Source organism: Nostoc cf. commune SO-36 (genome assembly GCF_023734775.1).
Lineage (GTDB): Bacteria > Cyanobacteriota > Cyanobacteriia > Cyanobacteriales > Nostocaceae > Nostoc > Nostoc commune_A.
This window is the reverse complement of record NZ_AP025732.1, coordinates 281,439-302,299: the sequence shown is the minus strand read 5'-3', so window position 1 is coordinate 302,299 and position 20,861 is coordinate 281,439. Positions and strand designations below refer to the sequence as shown.

General features: G+C 40.3%; 22 protein-coding genes and 2 pseudogenes. 14 read left to right on the top strand and 10 right to left on the bottom strand.

Annotated elements, in window-relative coordinates:
• Positions 1-4: 4 nt before the first annotated feature.
• The gene (locus ANSO36C_RS01425) at positions 5-580 is read left to right on the top strand and encodes an aminotransferase class I/II-fold pyridoxal phosphate-dependent enzyme (protein ID WP_251958057.1); all 576 of its coding nucleotides are present in this window, start codon (positions 5-7) and stop codon (positions 578-580) included.
• Positions 581-715: 135 nt separating this feature from the next.
• Entirely contained in the window at positions 716-1,072 is a 357-nt protein-coding gene (locus ANSO36C_RS01420; RefSeq protein WP_251958056.1) for a hypothetical protein, read from the top strand.
• 95 nt (positions 1,073-1,167) lie between these two features.
• On the opposite strand, the gene ANSO36C_RS01415 is transcribed toward ANSO36C_RS01420, so the two are convergent.
• The 3 genes from ANSO36C_RS01415 to ANSO36C_RS01405 form a co-directional block, all read right to left on the bottom strand.
• A complete protein-coding gene (locus ANSO36C_RS01415; protein WP_251958055.1) occupies positions 1,168-1,503 on the bottom strand; it encodes a cupin domain-containing protein in 336 nt (111 codons plus the stop codon).
• Entirely contained in the window at positions 1,500-4,400 is a 2,901-nt protein-coding gene (locus ANSO36C_RS01410) for a glycerol-3-phosphate acyltransferase (protein WP_251958054.1), read from the bottom strand. Before ANSO36C_RS01410 ends, ANSO36C_RS01415 begins: the two co-directional genes overlap by 4 nt.
• Before the next feature lie 367 nt (positions 4,401-4,767).
• Positions 4,768-4,944, bottom strand: a complete 177-nt coding sequence (locus tag ANSO36C_RS01405; RefSeq protein ID WP_176727114.1) for a hypothetical protein — start codon at positions 4,942-4,944, stop codon at positions 4,768-4,770.
• 303 nt (positions 4,945-5,247) lie between these two features.
• On the opposite strand from ANSO36C_RS01405, the gene ANSO36C_RS33775 reads away from it, so the two are divergent.
• The 3 genes from ANSO36C_RS33775 to ANSO36C_RS01395 are packed head-to-tail and all read left to right on the top strand — an operon-like array spanning position 5,248 to position 6,443.
• A complete protein-coding gene (locus tag ANSO36C_RS33775; RefSeq protein WP_267145348.1) occupies positions 5,248-5,370 on the top strand; it encodes a hypothetical protein in 123 nt (40 codons plus the stop codon).
• A gap of 39 nt (positions 5,371-5,409) precedes the next feature.
• The gene (locus ANSO36C_RS01400; RefSeq protein ID WP_251958053.1) at positions 5,410-5,904 is read left to right on the top strand and encodes a DUF4365 domain-containing protein; all 495 of its coding nucleotides are present in this window, start codon (positions 5,410-5,412) and stop codon (positions 5,902-5,904) included.
• Positions 5,901-6,443, top strand: coding sequence for a hypothetical protein (locus ANSO36C_RS01395; RefSeq protein ID WP_251958052.1), 543 nt, complete (start codon positions 5,901-5,903; stop codon positions 6,441-6,443). Before ANSO36C_RS01400 ends, ANSO36C_RS01395 begins: the two co-directional genes overlap by 4 nt.
• Before the next feature lie 114 nt (positions 6,444-6,557).
• Here the strand turns inward: ANSO36C_RS01395 and ANSO36C_RS01390 are convergent, their stop codons facing one another.
• A complete protein-coding gene (locus tag ANSO36C_RS01390) occupies positions 6,558-6,719 on the bottom strand; it encodes a hypothetical protein (RefSeq protein ID WP_251958051.1) in 162 nt (53 codons plus the stop codon).
• Between the two features lie 170 nt (positions 6,720-6,889).
• On the opposite strand from ANSO36C_RS01390, the gene ANSO36C_RS01385 reads away from it, so the two are divergent.
• Positions 6,890-6,988 carry an HNH endonuclease gene (locus tag ANSO36C_RS01385; protein WP_251958050.1) on the top strand — a complete coding sequence of 33 codons (99 nt, stop codon included), beginning with the start codon at positions 6,890-6,892 and terminating at the stop codon, positions 6,986-6,988.
• The gene (locus tag ANSO36C_RS01380) at positions 6,948-7,196 is read left to right on the top strand and encodes a hypothetical protein (RefSeq protein WP_251958049.1); all 249 of its coding nucleotides are present in this window, start codon (positions 6,948-6,950) and stop codon (positions 7,194-7,196) included. The genes ANSO36C_RS01385 and ANSO36C_RS01380 overlap by 41 nt, the downstream gene beginning before the upstream one ends.
• A gap of 174 nt (positions 7,197-7,370) precedes the next feature.
• Here the strand turns inward: ANSO36C_RS01380 and ANSO36C_RS01375 are convergent.
• A protein-coding gene (locus tag ANSO36C_RS01375; RefSeq protein WP_251958048.1) for an IS5 family transposase occupies positions 7,371-8,196 on the bottom strand; the annotation gives its coding sequence in 2 pieces (ribosomal slippage) (positions 7,371-8,102 and positions 8,104-8,196; 825 coding nt in all).
• A 390-nt stretch (positions 8,197-8,586) separates the two neighbouring features.
• Between ANSO36C_RS01375 and ANSO36C_RS01370 the strand changes: the two genes are divergently transcribed.
• Positions 8,587-9,198 (top strand): exopolysaccharide biosynthesis protein, encoded by a 612-nt coding sequence (locus ANSO36C_RS01370; protein WP_251958047.1) that lies wholly within the window; start codon positions 8,587-8,589, stop codon positions 9,196-9,198.
• 367 nt (positions 9,199-9,565) lie between these two features.
• Here the strand turns inward: ANSO36C_RS01370 and ANSO36C_RS01365 are convergent, their stop codons facing one another.
• A complete protein-coding gene (locus tag ANSO36C_RS01365; RefSeq protein WP_251958046.1) occupies positions 9,566-9,964 on the bottom strand; it encodes a hypothetical protein in 399 nt (132 codons plus the stop codon).
• A gap of 71 nt (positions 9,965-10,035) precedes the next feature.
• Here ANSO36C_RS01365 and ANSO36C_RS34680 point away from each other — a divergent pair.
• Positions 10,036-11,249, top strand: a pseudogene (locus ANSO36C_RS34680) (ISAzo13 family transposase).
• Positions 11,250-11,275: 26 nt separating this feature from the next.
• On the opposite strand, the gene ANSO36C_RS01350 reads toward ANSO36C_RS34680, so the two are convergent.
• Positions 11,276-11,833, bottom strand: coding sequence for a class I SAM-dependent methyltransferase (locus ANSO36C_RS01350; RefSeq protein WP_251958045.1), 558 nt, complete (start codon positions 11,831-11,833; stop codon positions 11,276-11,278).
• Between the two features lie 26 nt (positions 11,834-11,859).
• On the opposite strand from ANSO36C_RS01350, the gene ANSO36C_RS01345 reads away from it, so the two are divergent.
• From ANSO36C_RS01345 to ANSO36C_RS01325, 5 genes are all read left to right on the top strand, one after another.
• On the top strand, positions 11,860-12,015 hold the full coding sequence (locus ANSO36C_RS01345) for a hypothetical protein (RefSeq protein ID WP_251958044.1): 156 nt from the start codon (positions 11,860-11,862) through the stop codon (positions 12,013-12,015).
• 438 nt (positions 12,016-12,453) lie between these two features.
• On the top strand, positions 12,454-14,070 hold the full coding sequence (gene prfC, locus ANSO36C_RS01340) for a peptide chain release factor 3 (RefSeq protein WP_251960222.1): 1,617 nt from the start codon (positions 12,454-12,456) through the stop codon (positions 14,068-14,070).
• 219 nt (positions 14,071-14,289) lie between these two features.
• Positions 14,290-15,177, top strand: coding sequence for an aromatic ring-hydroxylating dioxygenase subunit alpha (locus ANSO36C_RS01335; RefSeq protein ID WP_251958043.1), 888 nt, complete (start codon positions 14,290-14,292; stop codon positions 15,175-15,177).
• Between the two features lie 163 nt (positions 15,178-15,340).
• Positions 15,341-15,670: a hypothetical protein gene (locus tag ANSO36C_RS01330; RefSeq protein WP_251958042.1), complete on the top strand. Its 330-nt coding sequence runs from the start codon at positions 15,341-15,343 to the stop codon at positions 15,668-15,670.
• Between the two features lie 105 nt (positions 15,671-15,775).
• Positions 15,776-17,068: a ribulose bisphosphate carboxylase small subunit gene (locus ANSO36C_RS01325; RefSeq protein ID WP_251958041.1), complete on the top strand. Its 1,293-nt coding sequence runs from the start codon at positions 15,776-15,778 to the stop codon at positions 17,066-17,068.
• 819 nt (positions 17,069-17,887) lie between these two features.
• Here the strand turns inward: ANSO36C_RS01325 and ANSO36C_RS01320 are convergent.
• The 3 genes and pseudogenes from ANSO36C_RS01320 to ANSO36C_RS35275 form a co-directional block, all read right to left on the bottom strand.
• Positions 17,888-18,829 (bottom strand): YegS/Rv2252/BmrU family lipid kinase, encoded by a 942-nt coding sequence (locus ANSO36C_RS01320; protein ID WP_251958040.1) that lies wholly within the window; start codon positions 18,827-18,829, stop codon positions 17,888-17,890.
• Between the two features lie 273 nt (positions 18,830-19,102).
• Positions 19,103-19,507 (bottom strand): methyltransferase domain-containing protein, encoded by a 405-nt coding sequence (locus ANSO36C_RS01315; RefSeq protein WP_251958039.1) that lies wholly within the window; start codon positions 19,505-19,507, stop codon positions 19,103-19,105.
• Between the two features lie 611 nt (positions 19,508-20,118).
• Positions 20,119-20,268 (bottom strand): annotated as a pseudogene (locus ANSO36C_RS35275) (STAS domain-containing protein); the annotation flags it as partial.
• Positions 20,269-20,861 lie beyond the last annotated feature (593 nt).

Here is a 20,861-nt window from a genome sequence, read left to right as displayed (position 1 = left end):
TTTGGTGACTTACTTAAGCACTTTTTCTAAAACTTTAATGCCTGGTTTGCGTGTGGGCTATATGGTAGTTACAGGTAAGCATTATCAAGGAATTATTGAGCGAAAGTTGCTTCATGACTTGCACACATCAAGTATTTCGCAAACAATAGTTAGCGAATATCTCGCTTCAGGACATTATCGCCGTCACCTCAGCCGACTTCGCGCAGATAATCTACAAAGTCGCAATACCATGCTGCAAGCTTTGGAGCGTTATTTTCCTGAAGAAATCCGGTGGACAGTTCCCACAGGAGGATTATTTTTATGGGTACAGTTACCAGATGATATTCCGATTGGGACAATTCGTAAGGAAGCCTTTGCACAAAATATTTACCTAGCGTGCGGTTCGGCGTTTTTCCCCGATAAGCAGGGTTATCCAGCAATGCGTTTAACTTTTTGTCTCCCACCAGAGGAGATTGAGCAAGGTATCTCAATTGTGGGTAAGTTGCTGAAAAAGTATATTTCCAGAGGATGCGTAGATACTGCACGACTTGTTACTAGACATCGCATATCTAATTATCAACCGCTTGTTCACAGTTCATAGGGAAATATGAATTTCGCTTGGTGGTTGGTAGTCAAAATTCATAAGTAAAATTATTGTATTCCTGATAGACATTTACTTGCGCGTAAGATTTAATCGGATAATCTGAGCGATCGCAATCCTTTTCTAAGTAACCAAATGAACAAAATTATACTAACCTTCCTTTCTTCTCCTGTACTGATTAGCTCTATTCTCTCTATGGGAGTAATGCTCAATCAAGCACAAGCTATGGAGCCACAACCAGAAGCTAAGACTACAGATAATCTATCTTGTATACGCAATAAACATAAAGTGGGTTTAGTGTGTGCAAGGGCTTCTGTATTGGCTCAAATTCCTAATTATCAGCCGGAAATAGAGTTTTCTCAAGAAGATGCTCCCATGCTGGAGTTCAACGATCAAGAAAGCGATGTGGCAATCAACTTATTTGGCTGCGACTGTGCTGCCTGTATAAATTCTTTACGTCAAATGCGCGGCGCAACACCTTTGGTATATTAAAATGCCAAGAATGTACCTTTGTTTATATCAAATAGCACTCAGTTAAGACATAGCCTTTGCCCTAACTGCTTCCCAGCCTGGAGGCTGGGAACTTTTTATACTCGCAAACCAAAATATGTCAAAATAAGCTCAGTTGAGCCACTATTGACAATTTCATGTACTTCTCCTACTTCTATTGCTACGCAATTTCCCGGTAGTAGTGGGTACTTTTTACCATCAATGTGAATTACGCCCGAACCAGCTTCTACAAAGAATACTTCACACATATCTTGATGCGCGTGTGCTGGTGCGGTTTGTCCGGGCGCAAAACGGGCTTGAGAAAAGTTAGTTAGATGAGGTAAGTCGCCAAAGCGTAGCATTACCTTTTTCTTGATTTCGGGATTGTGAGAAACAGACTCTTCTACTAAGTTTTTCAGAGAAGTGGTAATCATTCTGGTCTTAAATCGTTAGATAGTTCCACAATACCCCTAGACCCATCAATTCGTACCCGTTGACCATCTTGCAAAAGCCATGTAGCACCGTGAACATCCATGACTGCGGGTATTCCATATTCACGAGCAATGATCGCACCGTGAGAAAGCCTTCCACCAGCTTCGGCAATTAATCCCCCAGCCCTCAATAACAATGGCGCCCAACCGGAATCTGTGTAAGGCACTACCAGAATCGTATCTCGGTCAATCTCTGGCACATCTTGTAAATTTCGCAACACTTTTACTCTACCTTCGGCTTGCCCCTGGCTAGCTCCGATACCTTGTAAAATTTGGTCAGAGTAGAGAGGAGAGGGAGCTAAGGGGTGAGGAGGTGTATTGCCGTAAACTAAAAGAGGTACTTGAATAATCTCACTATATTGGAAAAATTGCGATCGCCTCAATTCCACTAACTCAATTAAGCTGAAATCTTCACCCCCAACTAAACGCCGCACTTCATCAAAGTTGAGAAAAAAGATATCTCCTGTTTTGTTGAGTAAACCAGAGTTTAACCAAATCTTCTCTAAAGCCACAAAACTCCAACGCAATTCAGCTAACAGCCGCGAATAAACTTCGGTGACTCGCCCTTTGATATCTACACGCTGTTGCACAAACGAGCGTTTGCGTTTACCAGCAAAGATGCTATTAATTGCGTCTTTAGCGCCTGCTTGTGGTTCGTTACCCTGCATTAACTGCACAAACATCTGCTTGATCATCTGGGGATTTTCCCGCCAGGTGGGGACGGAGATATCGGTTCCCACTTCACTTAAATAGCCGTAATCCTGAAGCAATTCATCAAATGCTTGCAGGATCTTTTCTCCTTCTGGGGTTTGCTTTAATTGCTCAAATACCTGCTGTGGCTCAAACTCAACTAATATTTGCTTGGCATCTGTCGCTATGGCACTGAGCGATCGCAATGCTGCTACTTCTGGGGTTACACTATTATCAATTTGGCCATCTTTTACCCGAAAAATCGCTTGTCTTAAGGCAGCACTCAAGGGAGCTAAAATGCTGTAATACGTTCCTCGATGCAGCAACTCCAGAATAAAATCAATTCTTGCCAGCAGCTTTGATGGTTCCAAGTTATCTGTATCTTCCTGTGCCAATTGCGACAACCCAGGAATGAAGCGTTTCTGATAATCCCGCTTAAAGTCTTTTTCTAAACTTAATTCCCGCTTCAGCAACCTCCCTAATCCCGGCAAATTTTCCCAGGTTGACTGCAAGGACGGTTTACTTAATTTAGCTCCTCTGGTTAAAAATTCCAGACTTTCCGGCGGCAATCCCATGCGGATAAAAATATCTCCTAAGAGGGATGCATTAAAGTAGGCTCTGGAATAATGCAGAGTTGCTGTCTCGGTGAAATCTAGCCCCAAAGCGCGATCGCCTAAAACTAAAGTAAAAAATTCTCCCCAAACTCCACAAGTTAAGGGACGATTAATCGACCATGTTAAAGGGTGAATGACTCCGGGGATCACTTCGGCGGCGATTTTACGTGTCCAGATGGGTAGCAGTGTGGTAATCGGTCGAGATTGCAATACCCAAAGCGTTTGACCGTCATAACTCCACTCGATATCTTGAGGAGTGCCATGATAACGTTTTTCGAGTCGGGAAGCTAAGTATGCAACTTGCTTGATTAATGCTTGTGGTACTCGTCCTTCACCTTCTAATTGTACAGAGTAAGAATTTTCTGTTTCTAGGACAAAAGCGCGATATTGTTCTGGTGTAACTTTTCCCGAAACGACTTGCGTCGGGCTGCCGGGAAGGGCTTCAATGATGATTGCATCACCTTGTTGGGTAATGGGATCGCGACTGAAAGCGACACCAGAATATACACTCTGGACTTGTTGTTGAATCAACACAGCCATTGCTGTATCATTCAAGCCGCGATCGCGCCGATATTGCACAGCATAAGGATGATTGTAGGAAGCTTGAACTTGAGCGATCGCTTGCTGCAATGCCTCTGAGTTAGTAACATTTAAAACTGTTTCATACTGTCCAGCAGCAGAAGCGTGTTCTGAGTCTTCTCCAATAGCGGAGGAACGCACCACCAAGGGGGATAATTCTGATGGCTGAAGAAATGTCAACAGTTCAGGATTCTCGATTGGTGCTAATACCCATCCCTTCGGCACTGAATAACCCCAGCGCTTAATTTGAGATAATGTAGCTGCCTTTTCGCCGACAATGGCAGCATCCAACTCTTCATCTAAAGAAACCACTGTGCGTTGGCGTAGCCCGTCGTAGACATCGCCTCGTAAAAATTCCAACATCGCTTGCGATTCTGTTTGTGCATCTTGGGCTGGTAGGTTCATGTCATCAGGAATTTTGGTGTAAATCCAAAACATTAAACCAGCTAAGGTGACAGAAGCAAGCATCCGGGGAATATCGCTTAGGTGCAAAAGTGCCACAAATAGAGGAAAAAGAAGCAAAACCCCAAATTTGACTACCCGTTTTGATTGGAGAATTGTAAAACTAATACCTGCAAAGAAAGATACAAAGATTGCAACCAATGGATCATGTACGACAAATCCCCAAACAACATTTGTCGTACCTGCCCCTCTGCCTATCCAATATCTACCGATTACCAGAGCGATCAGCGCAACCAATTCCCAAGACGATCCTTCTGGGAAGAAAACGCGGCTGAGTAAAACTGCCGCAACTCCTTTAAAGGCTTCTGACAAGACTGCCAGAATTCCGACAAATTTGCCGCCATGATAAAAGGCAGCCGATACGCTGATGTTTCTTGTGCCAACTTGTGATAACTGTTTCCGCGTCAGCGCGTAAGTTATCCATGCAATCAGGGGTAATCCGCCCAAGAGGGGGCAGACAATTAAAAGAACTAAGACACCCCAAGGTTCAAACATTCTGGATTTTGGATTTTAGATTTAAATTTTCCATCTAAAACCTCAAATCTCAAATCTAAAGTTTTTCTGAAATTTTTGATGGTTATAGAACGTTTTTTTCTCAAAAAGAATTCAGAAGTAGGAGTCAGGATTCAGAATTCAGAATGAATTGGGCATGAACACAGGGGTTTCAAACGATCCAAATCTTAGATTTAGAGGTCTAAAATTAGGTGGTGGTTTAAATCACCAAAAGAAAAGCATTCTGGATTCTGGATTCTGGATTCTGGATTCTGGATTCTGGATTCTTCTTCATTTACTAGTTGCTAAATGGACACTTGGCTACGACGGAAACCGTTTTTACCAGTGCCCTTTTAGGCAACTAATGTTTTTAGTTTAGCGCGTATGCAGCTTGCAGCGCCCAGATTATGAGAGCAGCGATTGATCCCAGAAGCAACACGGTAGAGATAGTGACTACTTTTGGGGAATCTGCACCCTCAAATTTCATAATTCCTCGATTTAAGTCGGACATAGCTTTGTAATCCTCTGTTGTTGGAGCATGAAACATTTGTCCGTTTTGATTGTAGTCCTTCTCTTTGCGGATAATGTTAAATTCCTAATACTATTTTGTTTAAGCTTGGCAATTATTAAATCCCCACAATTACTTACTTCTATAGAGGTATTGGTCTTATTTATACAAAATGAAATGGGCATTGGGCATTGGGCATGGGGCATTGGAAGTTAAACGGTTCACCCTCAGAGGCTCAACTTTGAGCCTAAACTTTCAAGTTATAAAGGACTGTTTAAGCAAGGTGCATCGGTTTCGCTGATAGCGCCTCCTGATGCGAGAGGAGATTTAAAGTCAGCGATTTTGAGTTTAGCAGTCGAACCGATGGAACTTGGGTTTTTGCAGGTTTATCCATTGGTGGAGGCGGTGCAGAGGTATCCGCGAGGGTTTGGCGTGAGGCTACGGGTGCGAGAAACGGTGCAGTGATAATCTGCTGGAAGATAAAGTCTGACCATCCAACATAATATGGATATTAACCAAAAAAAAGAACAATTTGGCATCAGCTATATTAGAGCGATCGCCGCCGTTGCAGGTTATTCTTTATATAGACCAGAAGTTGATAACGACAGTGTAGATTTAGGCATAGTCAGTAGAGGTGGTACAGGTAAAATCCTTTCCCCTAGACTGGAACTACAACTAAAATGTACATCTAGAGGTATTCTGGATGAGAGCTATATTAAATATCCCCTCAATCTCAAAAATTATAACGATTTAAAAATCAATGCCCTTGTCCCTCGGATTTTAGTAGTCGTTTTAGTTTCTGAAAAAATAACAGACTGGATAAAACAAACAGAATCCGAACTGTGTCTAAGAAATTGTGCTTACTGGGTATCCTTGCGCGGAATGCCAGACACCGAAAATACAACCAATGTTACTATTGAAGTACCCCGTAGTAATCAGTTTACGCCAGATGCACTCCAAGCCATCATTCAACGCATTAGTTTTGGAGATTTGCCATGAAAGTTACTATCAAAGATAGTCAAATACTCAAAACTGTTAACCCTGATGTGCTAAAGGCACACTTGCTAGCTAATGGTTGGCATGAAACAGGGCGTATATATAATAATGCCGGGGCAATTTGGCGACTGAAAAAAGATGCCGCCGATGAATATGAAATATTGCTACCTCTCCAACATAATTTAGGAGATTATGCTGAAAGAATAAGCGATATATTAAAAACATTAGAGATAGTAGAAAATCGTGACCAAGTTGATATATTAAGTGAATTTATTACCAACTATCCCAATTTCACCGTACAAGGTGTGGTTATGCAAATTGCCACTCCTCAAATTGATAAACTGAGTGGAGAAATTACTTTAGTATGTACAGTTTTTGATAAGTTGCAAGAAATTAAAACTGAACTAGTAGACTATGATTATATCTTAGCGATTAAAGCCTATCAGGAGCGTTTACCAATTCGCTGCACAGGTGATTTAGTAATAGTTGATAATCGTTTTATACTTAAAAATCCTGAAAATTTGCAGATTGACAAAATTTAACTCCAGCTTATCAATATTTTTAGGTTTTTTCTAACTGAGTTTTGATTCTGAGAGTTGTTAGTAAGGAAAAATGTGCGGTGGAATTAAAGTTAATAGTCGATAGACAAGCATTGATTAGGACAAATCAATAGTTTTGTTTTTATCTTTTTTACTAGTATTAATATCTCCTTGCAAATCAGCTTCCCCAATATGATATCCTCTTTTATCAAAAACTTCTAAGTGAGCGGCTGTACCATAATGTAAATTATCTACATACCAATACATTCCTGTAAGCAATTCACAATAAATACATCTGCCGTCATACTTCCGCGAATTCTTTTGAAATCTTGTAGTATCTCGTAAAATTGTTTGTTCATCTCTTGGAGGTTCAGTAACATCTAAAGAATATTCTAGTAAGCTTAGATTTAGCTGAATATCTCTGCGAATACTGTCACTCTCCAGAATACTTGAGTTCAGACCGTTTTACCATTGACCATATCATGCCGCAGTCTTTGGGTGGCTCTGATGAATTGGATAATTTGGCTGTCTTCTTGTCATCGCTGTAATGAGCGTCACTATAATTTTACAGTAGGTACTGATCCCAACACTCAAAAACAAGTCCCTCTATTTCATCCCCGTCAGCAACAATGGTCTGAGCATTTTATCTGGACAAAAGACGGGACAAAAATTGTAGGTACAACTTCTACAGGGAGAGCTACTAGCTATCGCTTTGACTTCAATGATGAACAGAACTCTTGCATAAATATTTTGTAGTATAATTATGGGTTATTTTAATTTCAGTTTTTGGCAATTAAGATAGTAAGATTCATCAATTTTTTAAATTAAGTATTATCAGGCGACCGTTCACTAAATTTTTTGACATAAAACACTGTTCCAGTTATTAGCTAATAACTGAAGGATTTAATAAATTTTATTTTTTAATCCCATTTATAACGCTAATTCGTGATTATAAATCCCGGCAATTAAATTCGACCTTAAGCCAAAACGTCGGTGACGGTTTCGATATCTATCAGACAAAATTTTAAATATCTTTAGACGACGATTTACGTGTTCAACACTAATTTTTAATCGATTGAGTTCTCGATTATATTTCTTTTGTTCTTTCGTCAACCTTCCACCTTTTGGTTTTTTAATCGGTGTTTCACTCAATTGATGAATTTTATTAATCCCTTGATAGCCTTTATCCGCTATGACTTTAAGTAATTCTCCAAATTTTATTCCACTACTTTTAAATAGTCTAAAATCATGGATTTTCCCCAAACCATGCGTTAAACAGATGATTTGACTAGTTTTTTGGTGGATAACTACCTGCGTTTTTAAAGTATGTTCTCCTTGTTTACCGCTAAAAAATCTTTTTTGCCCAATTTTTGGTCTTTCAATTGGGCTTTCCATCACATCCATCACTACCAAATCTTCTTCAGATGACATTTTCCATAATTGTTTCTTCCCAGGTAGACTAAACTTTCTTGAACTAATTAAAATATTTTCAATTTTGTAAACTGTTCGGCAGACGGCTGATTCTGACAACCCCCAGTCTAATCCAATATGATAATAAGTGCGGTATTCTCTCCAATATTGAATAACCATCAAAACTTGGTCTTCAATAATTAATTTAGGACGACGACCAGATTTCTTTTTCTTTTTTTCATCAGCTTTTACATTCCCCTTCCATTTCCTGAAAGGTTCGACGACTGACTCCGGTAAGTCGTTTAAATTTCCTTAAAGTAAGCTGCTTGGCTCTCCAAAATTTCACTGCTTATTATTGTCCTAATCATAAATTGTCAAACCCCTAATTGTATCACAAAATACTTTTGCAAGAGTTCTAATGGACATATTCAGCTTATTGTTGCATGACCCATTTCTGGATCTTATTTAATCCTCGTTCCTTAGCGGATAGCTAAGGTTTAGCACATTCTGAGTTCTGAATTCTTCTTCAATTTTCTGTGTTATTTAATTCACTTAAAATTAGTGTATTAGTTTTAACCACCGTAAATATAGTATTCCTAAATCATAAATGCGGCTAATACTACTACCAGAAAATCACTAAAATACTGATGCCAAAATATGCAGACACAAAAATATGGATCTGGATTACAGTAAAGTTTGATGAATTATTTGATCAATACCCATTACCTAAAGCGTTATGACCCTAAGATTTTCTCAAGACATAAAGTCATTATTGCAACATTTAGCTGAAAAACCTCTGACTCTGGGTGACGTGATTTCAGAAACCTCAGAACGAGGTTTTAGCTTAGTGATTGCATTGTTGGTGTTACCATTTTTGATACCCACGCCACCAGGGTTAAGCACCCCTCTCGGTACCGCTTGCTTGTTGATGTCAGGACAGATGGCTTTGGGGAGGCGTACACCGTGGCTGCCAAAAAAAATTGCCAGCCTTAAATTCCCTAATTGGTTTGCTCAAACACTGTTAAAAAATTTACAACGTGTGACCAAAGTCTTAGAAAAAATCTCCCGTCCGCGTTTTCAGAAGGTTGCTGAAAATCCATTAACTTGGCGGTTTAATGGGATATGTCTCACCTGGTTGGCAATATTACTAATGTCGCCATATCCTCCTGCTACCAATCCTATTCCTGCTGTGGGAATGTTACTCTTAGCCGTTGCAACTATCGAATCTGACGGCATATTGATGTGCTTAGGCTATGTAGCCACAGTTTTGAATACCTTGTTTTTCGGTTTTGCCTTTTACATTTTATATACTGGGGCTACCTATTTGCTACCTAATCTTTTTCGGTAAACTCATCCCTCTTAGGCATTATTTGATGAAACCATAGTCGAAAATTGGAACTCGCCAAACAGATGTACCTGATTTATAAAAGTTGTAGTACAAAGTATTTAGCTTTACTAGGATAATTCTGAGTATTGACAAAATCTGGCTATGCAAACGAGCAAACAAATACTTAGAACTGAAATTTACTTTTAATTTTTGGTAGTATATCCAGAATTTCTCCAAAAAGTCATAGAAAAGCCTCGGTAAGTTGGAAACGAGCGTGTCTTTAGACCTGAGACTTATCCACCAGCCATCCAACAACTACTATCCAAGTGCTAAGACAGGGGAAAGAACGTGAAGTGCGATCGCATGGAGTGATCTTACTAAAAAGATATTATCGGCGACATATCAAAACTACAGTATGTCCATGTTGCATGGATGGTGATAATGCCTCAGACTGCCTAGCACAAAACTTTGTAAGGAGAGGGAGTTTTAGCAATATCCATGCCGCTTTAATGAATAAATTTTTATCCATTATCCCTGGCTTACGAAATATCAAACGATTTATGTAATGCTTTGCAAGAACCTTTTTATACCATGAACGGTGGTCATTACGAACTGGTTCGTGCCACAATTCTTCAACCGAAAGACCAACATTCATTGCCAAGTTACGAAGTGAGGAATCCGACCAACGTGTAAGGTGATGCGGTGGCATATTTAGACAGTGATTTGTAACTACTGAGAGAAAACTATCTTCTGCTGGCACAGCAATTAATATATAAGGGACTTGCAAGAAAATAAAATACCAGCCATTCTAGAAGAGAAGAAGCGGTGAACTGTCCGCGCCTAGTTTAAATATCTAGAATGGGAATCCCTCAATTCATGCTCACCGACACCATCAAATCGACCTTTAAAGATGCAGCACAGAAACTGACTAGCAATCGCAAACGAGATTTCATGGCAAAAGTTACCGAAGATTACTTCGATAGTTCAGCACGCATTGCAGAAACCGTTATGGGATGGAATCGCCAGAGTGTGCAACTCGGCTTGCATGAAAGGCGGACGGGGATAGTCTGTGTAGAGAATTATCAGGCAAGGGGACGACACAATAGTATTGAGGTATTGCCCAACTTAGAAGCAGATATTCGTTCATTGGTGGATGCTCAAGCTCAAGCCGACCCTAAATTTCAATCGACCTTTCTGTATGCCCGCATTAGTGCCAGAGCAGTAAGAGAAGCATTAGTAAGTGTTCATGGCTATAACGAGAGCGAATTGCCATCTCGTCAAACTTGTGGAGAAATTCTCAATCGCTTAGGGTATCGCCTAAAAAAACACAAAAAACGAAACCCTTGAAAAAGATTCCGCAAACTGATGCCATTTTCGAGAATGTGTTCCGGGAGAATCAGGCATCAGATGAAAACCCCAAATCGTTGCGAGTGTCTATAGATACTAAAGCTAAGGTGAAGATTGGCAACCTTTCTAGAGGCGGTAAAGCTCGGACAATGGAGGCGAAAGCTGCTGATGACCACGATACACAGTGGTCATCAGTCTTAGTTCCCTTTGGCATTCTCAATACACATAATGACCAGCTATCGATTTACTTGGGTCAGTCGGCGGAAACCAGTGATTTTATCGTCGATTGTTTAACCGCTTGGTGGCATGAGAATCAACACAATTACCTGGAACTTGATGAGTGGGTGATTGATCTTGATGGCGGTGCCGCTACTCGCAGTAACCGCACACAATTTATCAAACGCATGGTTGAGTTGTCTTGTGCAATTAATTTAAAAATTCGACTGATTTATTATCCCCCTTACCATAGCAAGTACAATCCAATAGAGCGGTGTTGGGCTGCCTTGGAGAACTATTGGAATGGTGCGATTTTAGATTCTGTTGCCGCCGCAGCACAATGGGCCGCCAATATGACTTGGAAAGGAATTGCTCCCATTGTACATCTGGTTCAAACCACATATCACAAAGGAATCAAGGTTCTCTCGCAAGAGTTAGAACAATACCAACCCCAATGGCAGCGTTCTGAAACATTACCCAAATGGGATATTACTATTGTCCCTGTTTAGCTGGTACTTTATTTTCTTGCAAGTCCCTAACCACCATGCTTAGTTGCCTTGGCGCACGACGCAAAGAATTTTCTAGGTTCAGAGACATGCTCTATTACCTGAAATGAACAAACAACGTCATGCAGTAAATCGGCAGTCTCAGCATACTTTTCGACAGGGCATTTTTTTACGTCCAAGCCAAGTGCCTGTGCCTTGCGGATTGCCTTGTCGTTGAACTCTAACCCAGTGTAAGCTACCGAAGTTGGCAAAAAACTTCTAAAAGCACCATTTCCACAACCTACTTCTAGAACCGATGCCCCCTCTGCAATGAATTGGCTCGCAAATAGGTATTCTGGTTTTTCAGTTTCATCATAATACCAGTCAAATTCCTGCAACTCCTCGTAAAAAACTTCGTCTCCACTTACCCACGGAAAAAAGAAGCGTAGGTCACATGCAAGGCAATGCGTATACTCAATTAACGGAGTGCCAGAAAAAAGTTTACTTACATCAATACCAAGCACACGTTTGTAAAGCTTGATAATATCGCCTGTATTGATAGTTTCAACAGTTTCACATTTGTCTGAATAACATGCTGGACAGTGCATTAGACATCTCCATAAGAATAAATGTTATGGTAAAAGAGCGCCATGATGAGCTTTTTTATACAACAAAGATGAATAAGAGAGTAAATTACATTGAAGAGGCTCTTACTGAAACACAGAAATTAATGTACCAAACTTCCCCATTAATCGGATCACGCGAAGCAGCAACAGATACCAACCCATAAGGAACCTTCAAGCACAAAATTTTACTCCTCCAGACAGATGCCAGTTAGAGCCTATACAAGCTTGCTCCCTCTTAAGTGTAGAAACAGTAACGGAACCTTTTACAAATAGCAACTTCGGTTATATAATTATAAAGATACCTTGTTTGTAATAACTTTTTATCTTTGAGCCGTGAGCTACTGTAGCCTGAGAAAAATTCGCTCCTATGACCTGAGAATTGGCAATCAGTGCCCACCTTAGCATTGCTCTATTAACATGGGTGTCTAGCATGGTAATGCAGTTTCGTCCTTGCTAGCTAGGCATACTCCCGCTACATCTAAGAGTTCACAACTTTAATCGTCAAAGTTGACCAGTAGAGCAATTCTCAAGATTTTAGACTTATGCAAATAGAATTACAGGATGCGATAGGCGTTCGCGGTAGCGTGCCGGAGGCTATAGCCATGCCCTCCGGGCTTATCGCCCCGCAAGAAATAGATCGTCGGCGTAACTTTGCCATCATCTCTCACCCAGATGCAGGTAAAACTACACTTACCGAAAAGCTGCTACTCTACGGAGGAGCAATTCAGCAAGCTGGTTCTGTAAAAGCTCGTCGTTCCCAACGCCACGCAACTTCAGATTGGATGGCAATGGAGCAACAACGGGGTATCTCTATCACCTCAACAGTATTGCAATTCGAGTACCAAGGGTTTCTCCTAAATCTTTTAGATACACCAGGACACCAAGACTTCAGTGAAGATACTTATCGAACTCTAGCAGCTGCGGATAATGCAGTGATGCTTATTGATGCTGCTAAGGGGTTGGAAACCCAAACGCGCAAGCTATTTGAAGTTTGCCGATTGCGTTCTCTGCCTATCTTCACCTTTATTAACAAACTGGATCGTCCCAGTCTGTCGCCTTTAGAACTAATTGATGAAATTGAGCAAGAATTAGGACTTGCGACTTATGCCATCAATTGGCCCATTGGTACAGGCGACCAATTTCGAGGCGTTTTTGACCGTCGCCAGCAGCAAATCCACTTGTTTCAAAAGACAGCTGCTCATGGTAGCAAAAAAGCCGCAGATACTACTATCTCCTTGGGAGATCCGAGAATTGAGTCACTTCTAGAGCCAGAGTTATACTACCAACTCAAAGAGGATATAGAAATTCTTGATGGGGTAGGTTCAACCTTTGACTTAGAAGCAGTGCATCAAGGTAAAATGACCCCGGTGTTTTTTGGCAGTGCCATGAACAACTTTGGTGTGGAGTTGTTTTTAGAGTCGTTTTTGGAATATGGACTCAAACCAACTCCCCACGAAAGTAATAGGGGTGAAATTGCGCCAACCTATCCAGAGTTTTCTGGGTTCGTGTTCAAGTTGCAAGCCAACATGGATCCGAAACACCGCGATCGCATTGCTTTTTTGCGGGTATGCTCTGGTAAGTTTGAGAAAGATATGGTGGTGAATCATGCCCGTACAGGTAAAACTATTCGCCTATCCCATCCCCAGAAATTGTTTGCTCAAGAACGCGATACCGTAGAAGTTGCTTATGCAGGGGATGTAGTGGGGTTAAATAATCCGGGGACATTTGCGATCGGTGATACTGTATATATAGGTGAAAAGCTGGTATACCCCAGTATTCCTTCTTTCTCCCCAGAGTTATTTGCTTACCTAAAGAATGCAGATCCCACCAAGTATAAGAATTTCAACAAAGGGGTGACAGAACTGCAAGAAGAGGGAGCAGTGCAGATATTACACTCCACAGATGAGAGCAAACGTAACCCAATTTTAGCTGCCGTCGGTCAACTTCAGTTTGAAGTGGTACAATTTCGTCTTGTAAATGAGTATGGAGTGGAGACTTACCTTGAGACTCTACCTTATTCAGTAGCGCGATGGGTAACTGGAGGCTGGGATGTTCTCGAAAAAGTAGGTCGTTTGTTCAACACCTTTGTGGTCAAAGACCGTTGGGAGCGTCCGGTATTGTTGTTTAAAAATCAGTGGAATTTAGATCAAATTGTGGGAGAACATCCAGAGTTGGAGTTAAGTCCAATTGCGTTACCACCTACAAGTGAGAAAGGTTAGAAAGAGGGTTTAGTAAGTAAGTTGGTGGGGGAATAAACAAAATTATGTTACGGAACGTAAATAGGCTTAAAACCCTTACCAATGAAAAAGGACAAAGGACAAATGACAGCCCACGCCAGTTCACTTTAATTGCGCCGACCTACTTACAGCTTTGCGTAAGCTCGGAAAATTTTTCAACGCAGCAACTCAAATTACAATTGTTTTCACCCAAATTATCAGATGGCCAAAATACCTTTGTTTTTAAGAAATACTTGGTACTATGCATTACCGAGTAAGCAGCTAAAACCTGGACAAACACTTTCAAAAACCCTCTTAAACGAGTTAATTGTTTTTAGTCGGGATCGCTCAGGCACAGTCTTTGCCAAGGTAAGTGAAACGAAAAGTTATCCCATAAAAGAGGCACAAGGCAATATATGGATTTATATGTCAAATGATGAGACTTCATTAATACTAGAAGACATTCCACGAATCCCTGAATTTGCCGACCAAACTCACCAAGCCATTGAATCTATCCGCTTTCCCTGTGATGTCGATCATGCTGTATTCGGATTGATCGATCCTGCTCATATTGCTTTCGTTCATGAGGCGTGGTGGTGGCGTTCTCCACAAACACTTAAGGAGGTAGTCAAAACTTTTGAACCATCTTTGTACGGCTTTACCATGCGAAAGCATCCACTAGAACAACAAACCTTTTTCTATCGGTTGCTTGGAGGTAATCCACAAATCGAAATCTCATTTAGTTTGCCAGGAATTCGGATTGAAAAGGTGTCTACCGAGAAACATCTAGTCTGTAACTTGACAGCAGTTACTCCCATTTCCGAAACTGAAACCGAGGAAACAACTATGTTCTACACAACTTTACCTTGGTTCCCTATTCTTAAACCATTGTTGCTGTGGTTTGCGCGCAGTTTTCTCAATCAAGATAGAGAAATTTTGCTTAAACAACAAATAGGCTTGAAATATAATTCACCCTTAACTTTAGTTGGAGATGCTGATGCTCAAGCCCGTTGGTACTATAGATTGAAAGCAGAATTTGCTTCTTCTCAAATCGAGCGGCGTTCTTTCGTTAATCCAATTAAAGAAAAGACACTTCGATGGCGTAGTTAGCTCGTTAAATCTAACTTTTAAATTAGCACTGTTAAAAGTCCGTATCTATTAAGAGGATAAGGATTTTCTCAGCAATTCAGTAGTAGAGCCTTTCCGAAGAAAATTGCTCGGATATATCCAAAAAACTGATTGAGATAAACATTAAATAGCCAGTGAGGGAAATATGCAACTCAAATTAGCTGAACTCGCAGACTTTTGTCTTGCAGATATATATGACTTTGCACAAGTGCAGGGTCAAGAAGAAACCAAGCGTATTCACGAAGTTATTTACAAGTTTGGCATTACCGATCCCATAATTACTGAAAAAATTACTCAGCATTTGCAGTCAAAAGGGTGTATTGCGATTGTCGATACCTATACAGGAGGGATTGATGTTCGGATTACTCCCTTTGGGGTTACTACTGTTGAATCAGGTGGCTTGACAGGATTAATTCCTCAATATCGTCAGGAACCGTGGGTATTTCTAGCACCGCAACCATATCTATCCAGATAATCGTTGCTGCGAACTGACAAGATTGTACTCTCAAAAAAACGTCGTTCTGCTAAATCCAAGGAGCGCCCTTTTGTACCCTGTTAAAACCTAGTATCTAATAAATTCATGACCTACTACATTGCTCCTCGCTTTCTCCATAAACTGTCAGTTCACATCACTAAAAATTTTTTGGATCTACCCGGAGTCCGTGTACCTTTAATTCTTGGTATTCACGGGCATAAAGGTGAAGGTAAGTCATTTCAATGCGAACTAGTATTCGACTTGATGGGTGTAGAACCCATTCATGTATCTGCTGGTGAATTAGAAAGTCCAGATGCAGGAGATCCAGCACGGATGATTCGCCTACGATATCGAGAGGCGGCAGATTATATTCGCACCCACGGTAAGATGGCTGTACTAATGATTAACGACTTGGATGCGGGAGCCGGTCGAGTAGATGGGGCTACTCAATATACAGTCAATACTCAATTGATTAACGCCACGTTGATGAACATTGCTGATAACCCGACTAATGTACAGCTACCGGGTAGTTATGACAGCGAACCCTTACCACGTATACCTGTTATTGTTACGGGTAATGATTTTGGCACTCTGTATGCGCCACTCGTAAGGGACGGGCGGATGGATAAATTCTATTGGCAGCCCAATCGGGAAGATAAAATCGGTATTGTCAGTGGTATTTTTGAACCAGATGGAATATCGAAAGCTGAGATTGAGGAATTAGTAGATCGGTTTGCAAAACAGTCAGTTGACTTTTTTGGCGCATTGCGATCGCAAATTTACGATGAACAAATCCTGTCCTTTATCCAAAAAGTTGGGTTTAATCGTGTAGGTTCTCAGGTAGTCAACAGCAAAGAAAAGCCTACCTTCCACAAACCAGATTTCGACCTGTCACATTTGATTGCACAAGGAGAATTGATGGTTAAGGAACAGCGACAACTAGAAGAAATGCGATTAGCTTCTAGGTATAATCGCGCCCTTCATGAATCACAAGCACCAAGAGTGGAAGCATCGATTCCTGCACCTACTGTTACCCCTACACCCGCCCCTAAATCTAGCAACGTTTATACCCATCAGCCAGTTCATAAAACCGAAAACCACCAACACAGTAACGGTAATGGCACAGCAACCAATATAAGTGAAGACCTGCTAGGGCAGTTAAGAAGTATACTCTCTCAAGGCTACAGTATCGGGTTAGAACACGTAGATGCGCGTCGTTTCCGTACAGGTTCTTGGGCTAGTTGTGCAACAGTTCAAACTCAAGATGAAAAAGAGGTGATCGCAGCTTTGGAAGCTTGTTTGTCAGAACATAATAATGAATACGTCCGTCTGTTTGGAATTGATCCAGGTGCAAAACGACGAGTTTTAGAAACCATCATTCAACGACCTGAGCATTGATAATAAACTCCTAGTCATTTACAGCGCTTTTCAAGTAATTTAACTTTTTTAGTAGAAGTCCCACATCTCACTTTTAGGAGTGTGGGGATGCCAGTCGCCTGCGACGGGAAACCCGTCTACAGCGCTGGCTCATGAATACGCGGGAGTGGAGAGATATAGTAATTAATGTATTTTGGCTACGCCAAAATACATTAATTACTATGTCGAACCATGACCTATATTTATTATATTTCTTGAGAGAAATATGGTATTGTACGTAAGTACTGGCATTGCCAGAAAATGCTGGCTGTACACTGAACCTAGACAATCTAGAATATAGGGTTCCATTCAAGAATAGATATTTTTGTATCGCTTCCGTGAATGGGTAAAATTCTAGCGGTACTAAGGTAAGAACATACTTTTTAGTACTTGTTCAAAGTCTGCGGAGGGGCATCTCGTGGACTCAAAACAAAGCTCAGTTAACGTCCGACGGGATACCGGGAGTCTCTGAGAAGCCTACACTGTATTGCTTGCAATCAGTGTAGGAGTATGTCACCTACACCACTCCCTACTCACCATTGCCCGTCTCAGCCGTGGTCTAAATACCTGAAAACTGCTGTAAGAAAAACTTCTCTTGTGGTTGTTCAGAGTCCACAGTCAGCACTAAACAATAACTCGACTGTGGACTTTTTTTTAATCTTTACTGCCTTGACGAAAACCTCTGCAATTGAAATGTGCATTAGCTTTTAATAGAACAAGTTGCAGTAACTTTAGCAGAACAAGGTAATAAGAGTGTAGCTGAATCTTTGCGAATTCGTGCGGCTCAAATTGCGCTTGATATTAGTTGGAAATCATAGAGTTATGTTCCAAATTTGGCTGATTTATAGTAGGCATCAAGATAGTTAAAGCTCTGGGAATACACTCAATCTCTACTGGAGTTGTTCCAATCAAATTGCCATCTAAAACGACTCTTTGTGGTGGTTGTGTTTCAACCCTAATATTTCTTGCCCGTAGATAATTAATATCTTCTCGATTAGTAGAAGTACCAATAAAGCCTGTTCTCAGGAGATGGTAAGCTGCAAACAGAGCATTTGTTCGATTTAAAGAAGTAACAATTGTTATATCTAAAAGACCATCATCTACAATCACTCCCGCAGTCCCATGAGCTAAGAATGATGTTACAGGTGCTGCATTTGCAATTGTCACGGCTGTAGCCTGTAAATTAATTGTTTGGTCTTCAGTTTTAATATAAGTTTGAAAAGGTTTAAAATTATACCAAGATTGTTTCACTCCGGCTAAGATATAAGCCAATTTTCCCAAACGATTTTTAGCTTCTCGATTGGCTTGTTTGATAGTTTCGGCTTCAAATCCAATACCGGCTAACAAGATCATGGGTTTTCCATTGCAGAATGCTGCATCTACCAGATGAGTTGAACCTTGTAAAATTGTCTCACAGGCAGCTTTAATCTCCAAAGGAATACCTAGAGATGTAGCAAAGGCATTGGCAGTTCCCCTGGGAATTATGCCAAGAGGAATTCCTGTTCCAATCAATGCTTCAGCAACAGCCGAGACTGTGCCATCACCTCCCGATGCGATCGCCATTTCTGCACCACGTTTAATAGCTGCATGGGTTAACTGAACCGGATCAACTTCTTTGCTATTAATGGGACAGATATCTAAATTTATTTCCGGTTCCAAAATTGCCCGGATTGCTATCAGTTCTGTTACTGGGTTGCCTTGTCCTGAGAATGCATTGAAAATTAGACAGGCTGAACGAGCCATAAAAGATTTCTTCCTAATTCAAAATCGAAATACTAATAAATTGCAAAGGAAGGGACGTAGGAAACCCACTTAGTAGTGGTTCCTACACAAGAATTTTGTTTTATTTGAGTATGCAAATTAGAGAACTTTCAGCTTGAACAGAATATGCCTACAGGGATCAACGAGATTATATCGAAATTTGCGAGACTCCAAAACCTTTAGTCCAACTTGATCAATCATGTTATTCCAATTTTCCTCAGTTAAAAAGGAATAAGGTAGATTAATACCGTAGGGTTAATTACCGATGTAGTCTGCAAATTTTAAACTGGTGAAATCTTTAGAGCTTTTCCAGTAGTGATCCTTGATTAAAATGTGTTGTCTAGAAACCCGTTTTGCTTCCTCTAACAACCTTCGAGCATTGTCCGCATGATGAAACACATCAATAATCATTACATTATCGAAGTAGTTGTCTTCAGAAGGAAGAGTATAGCCATCGTAATGGACTATTGGAATAAAAGTTTCTGGCTGAACATGGGTATCACAACCAATAATTTGTGGAGCAAGAGAGTTTTTAGATAATTCTTTTTTGATGCTGGCTGCTAAGGAGCCGTTAGAAGTACCCAAATCTAGAATCATCTGGCTTTCTGCAAAATAGGGAGCAAGCATTTGAGTGAGATAGTGGATTCTGATGGGAAACAAAATCTTCTCATTTAAAGACTTAAAATTAGAGTCTGAGAATAGTTTAATTATCCTGACTAGTGAACGATTCAAAAGTAGAATCAGAGATAAACATAATATAATACTCCTTTTTGTCTATCGTGTTGACTCTAGTATTGATCACAAAAGTGAACAGAAAGTGAGAGATATTAAATTTTGCTAGCAGTTTTCTTGAAATAGTTTTATTGAAAGCGACGGGAAACTCCATGCCCAGGTGTCTGTAGAGGGATACCCGCATTTCTCACAAGCTCAAGGCGTTTGATGGAGCAGAAGAGAAGTAATGAGTAATGAGTAATGAGTAAAAACTTCTTACTTCTTATAGTGTCCGGGAATTAAACCTGCAATCCCCAGCTTTTCTAAGCGATTTTTCACCTTTCCTGTTGCCCCAACAACTATCATGCCGCCCTGCATCAATGGCCTCTAAAATCGCATTTTCAAGCGCCAAAGAAGAAGTTATGCCTAGAACACCGATTCATTAACAAAACATAAGGCATATAAACCCTGTTTTAACGTCTTCTACAAGCAAAAATTCCTTGTTTCAGCCGCAATAAACCTAGTTTTTGGTCATGATTTTGAATACTGAATCGGTATTCTAGTACAGTAACTTCACCTAAATCGACAATCAAAACATCATAATTAGCGCTCGCCCGATGTTCTCTCTCAATAGCTTTAGCAACACCGAAAATCATCGGCCCACTGAGATGGAATAGTAAAACTCGCCCATTGGCTAAATCTAAAAGCTTGTAGATATCATAAATATTAAATTTTGTCAGTATTTAAATATGCAATATAGGAGCTTTTTACTTTTTTGGATTGTTTTTTATATTTTTATTGCCAATGTTAAGATTTATGTGATATAGTAGAGGGTGATCGTAAAACTCCCTTCCAACAATTATTGTTAGCCTTTTACTAATTGGTAAAATCAAGTCAGATGTTAAGACCAGAGAAGGTTATAGTCACTATTACACAACGAAACTGTCCACCCTGAAGGTTTAGCTAAATCTTTCAGGATGGAATTGAACGCATCAAGTTTCTAGTGTGGTTTGAAGTGATTAGGTCGGTCTAAATCTGCTTCCAAAATATTCTTAAGCGGTTTTTGTAAAGCAGGAATCGTTTAGAAAGACTTACTTAATTAACTGATTATTGGTGATGAAAGATAGTTTAATTGTGAGAATTTAAACTATTTTTCTTTGAAACCCATACAAACCAGTTAAAAGAACTAGAAGCTTTTAATGACCTAAAATGAAAACTATCCTGGGGTATTTTGACCTTTATTTATTAGCAGAAATCAAGATATAAATCTCACTTGTGAGTTAGAAGTTTTACGTATGGTCAT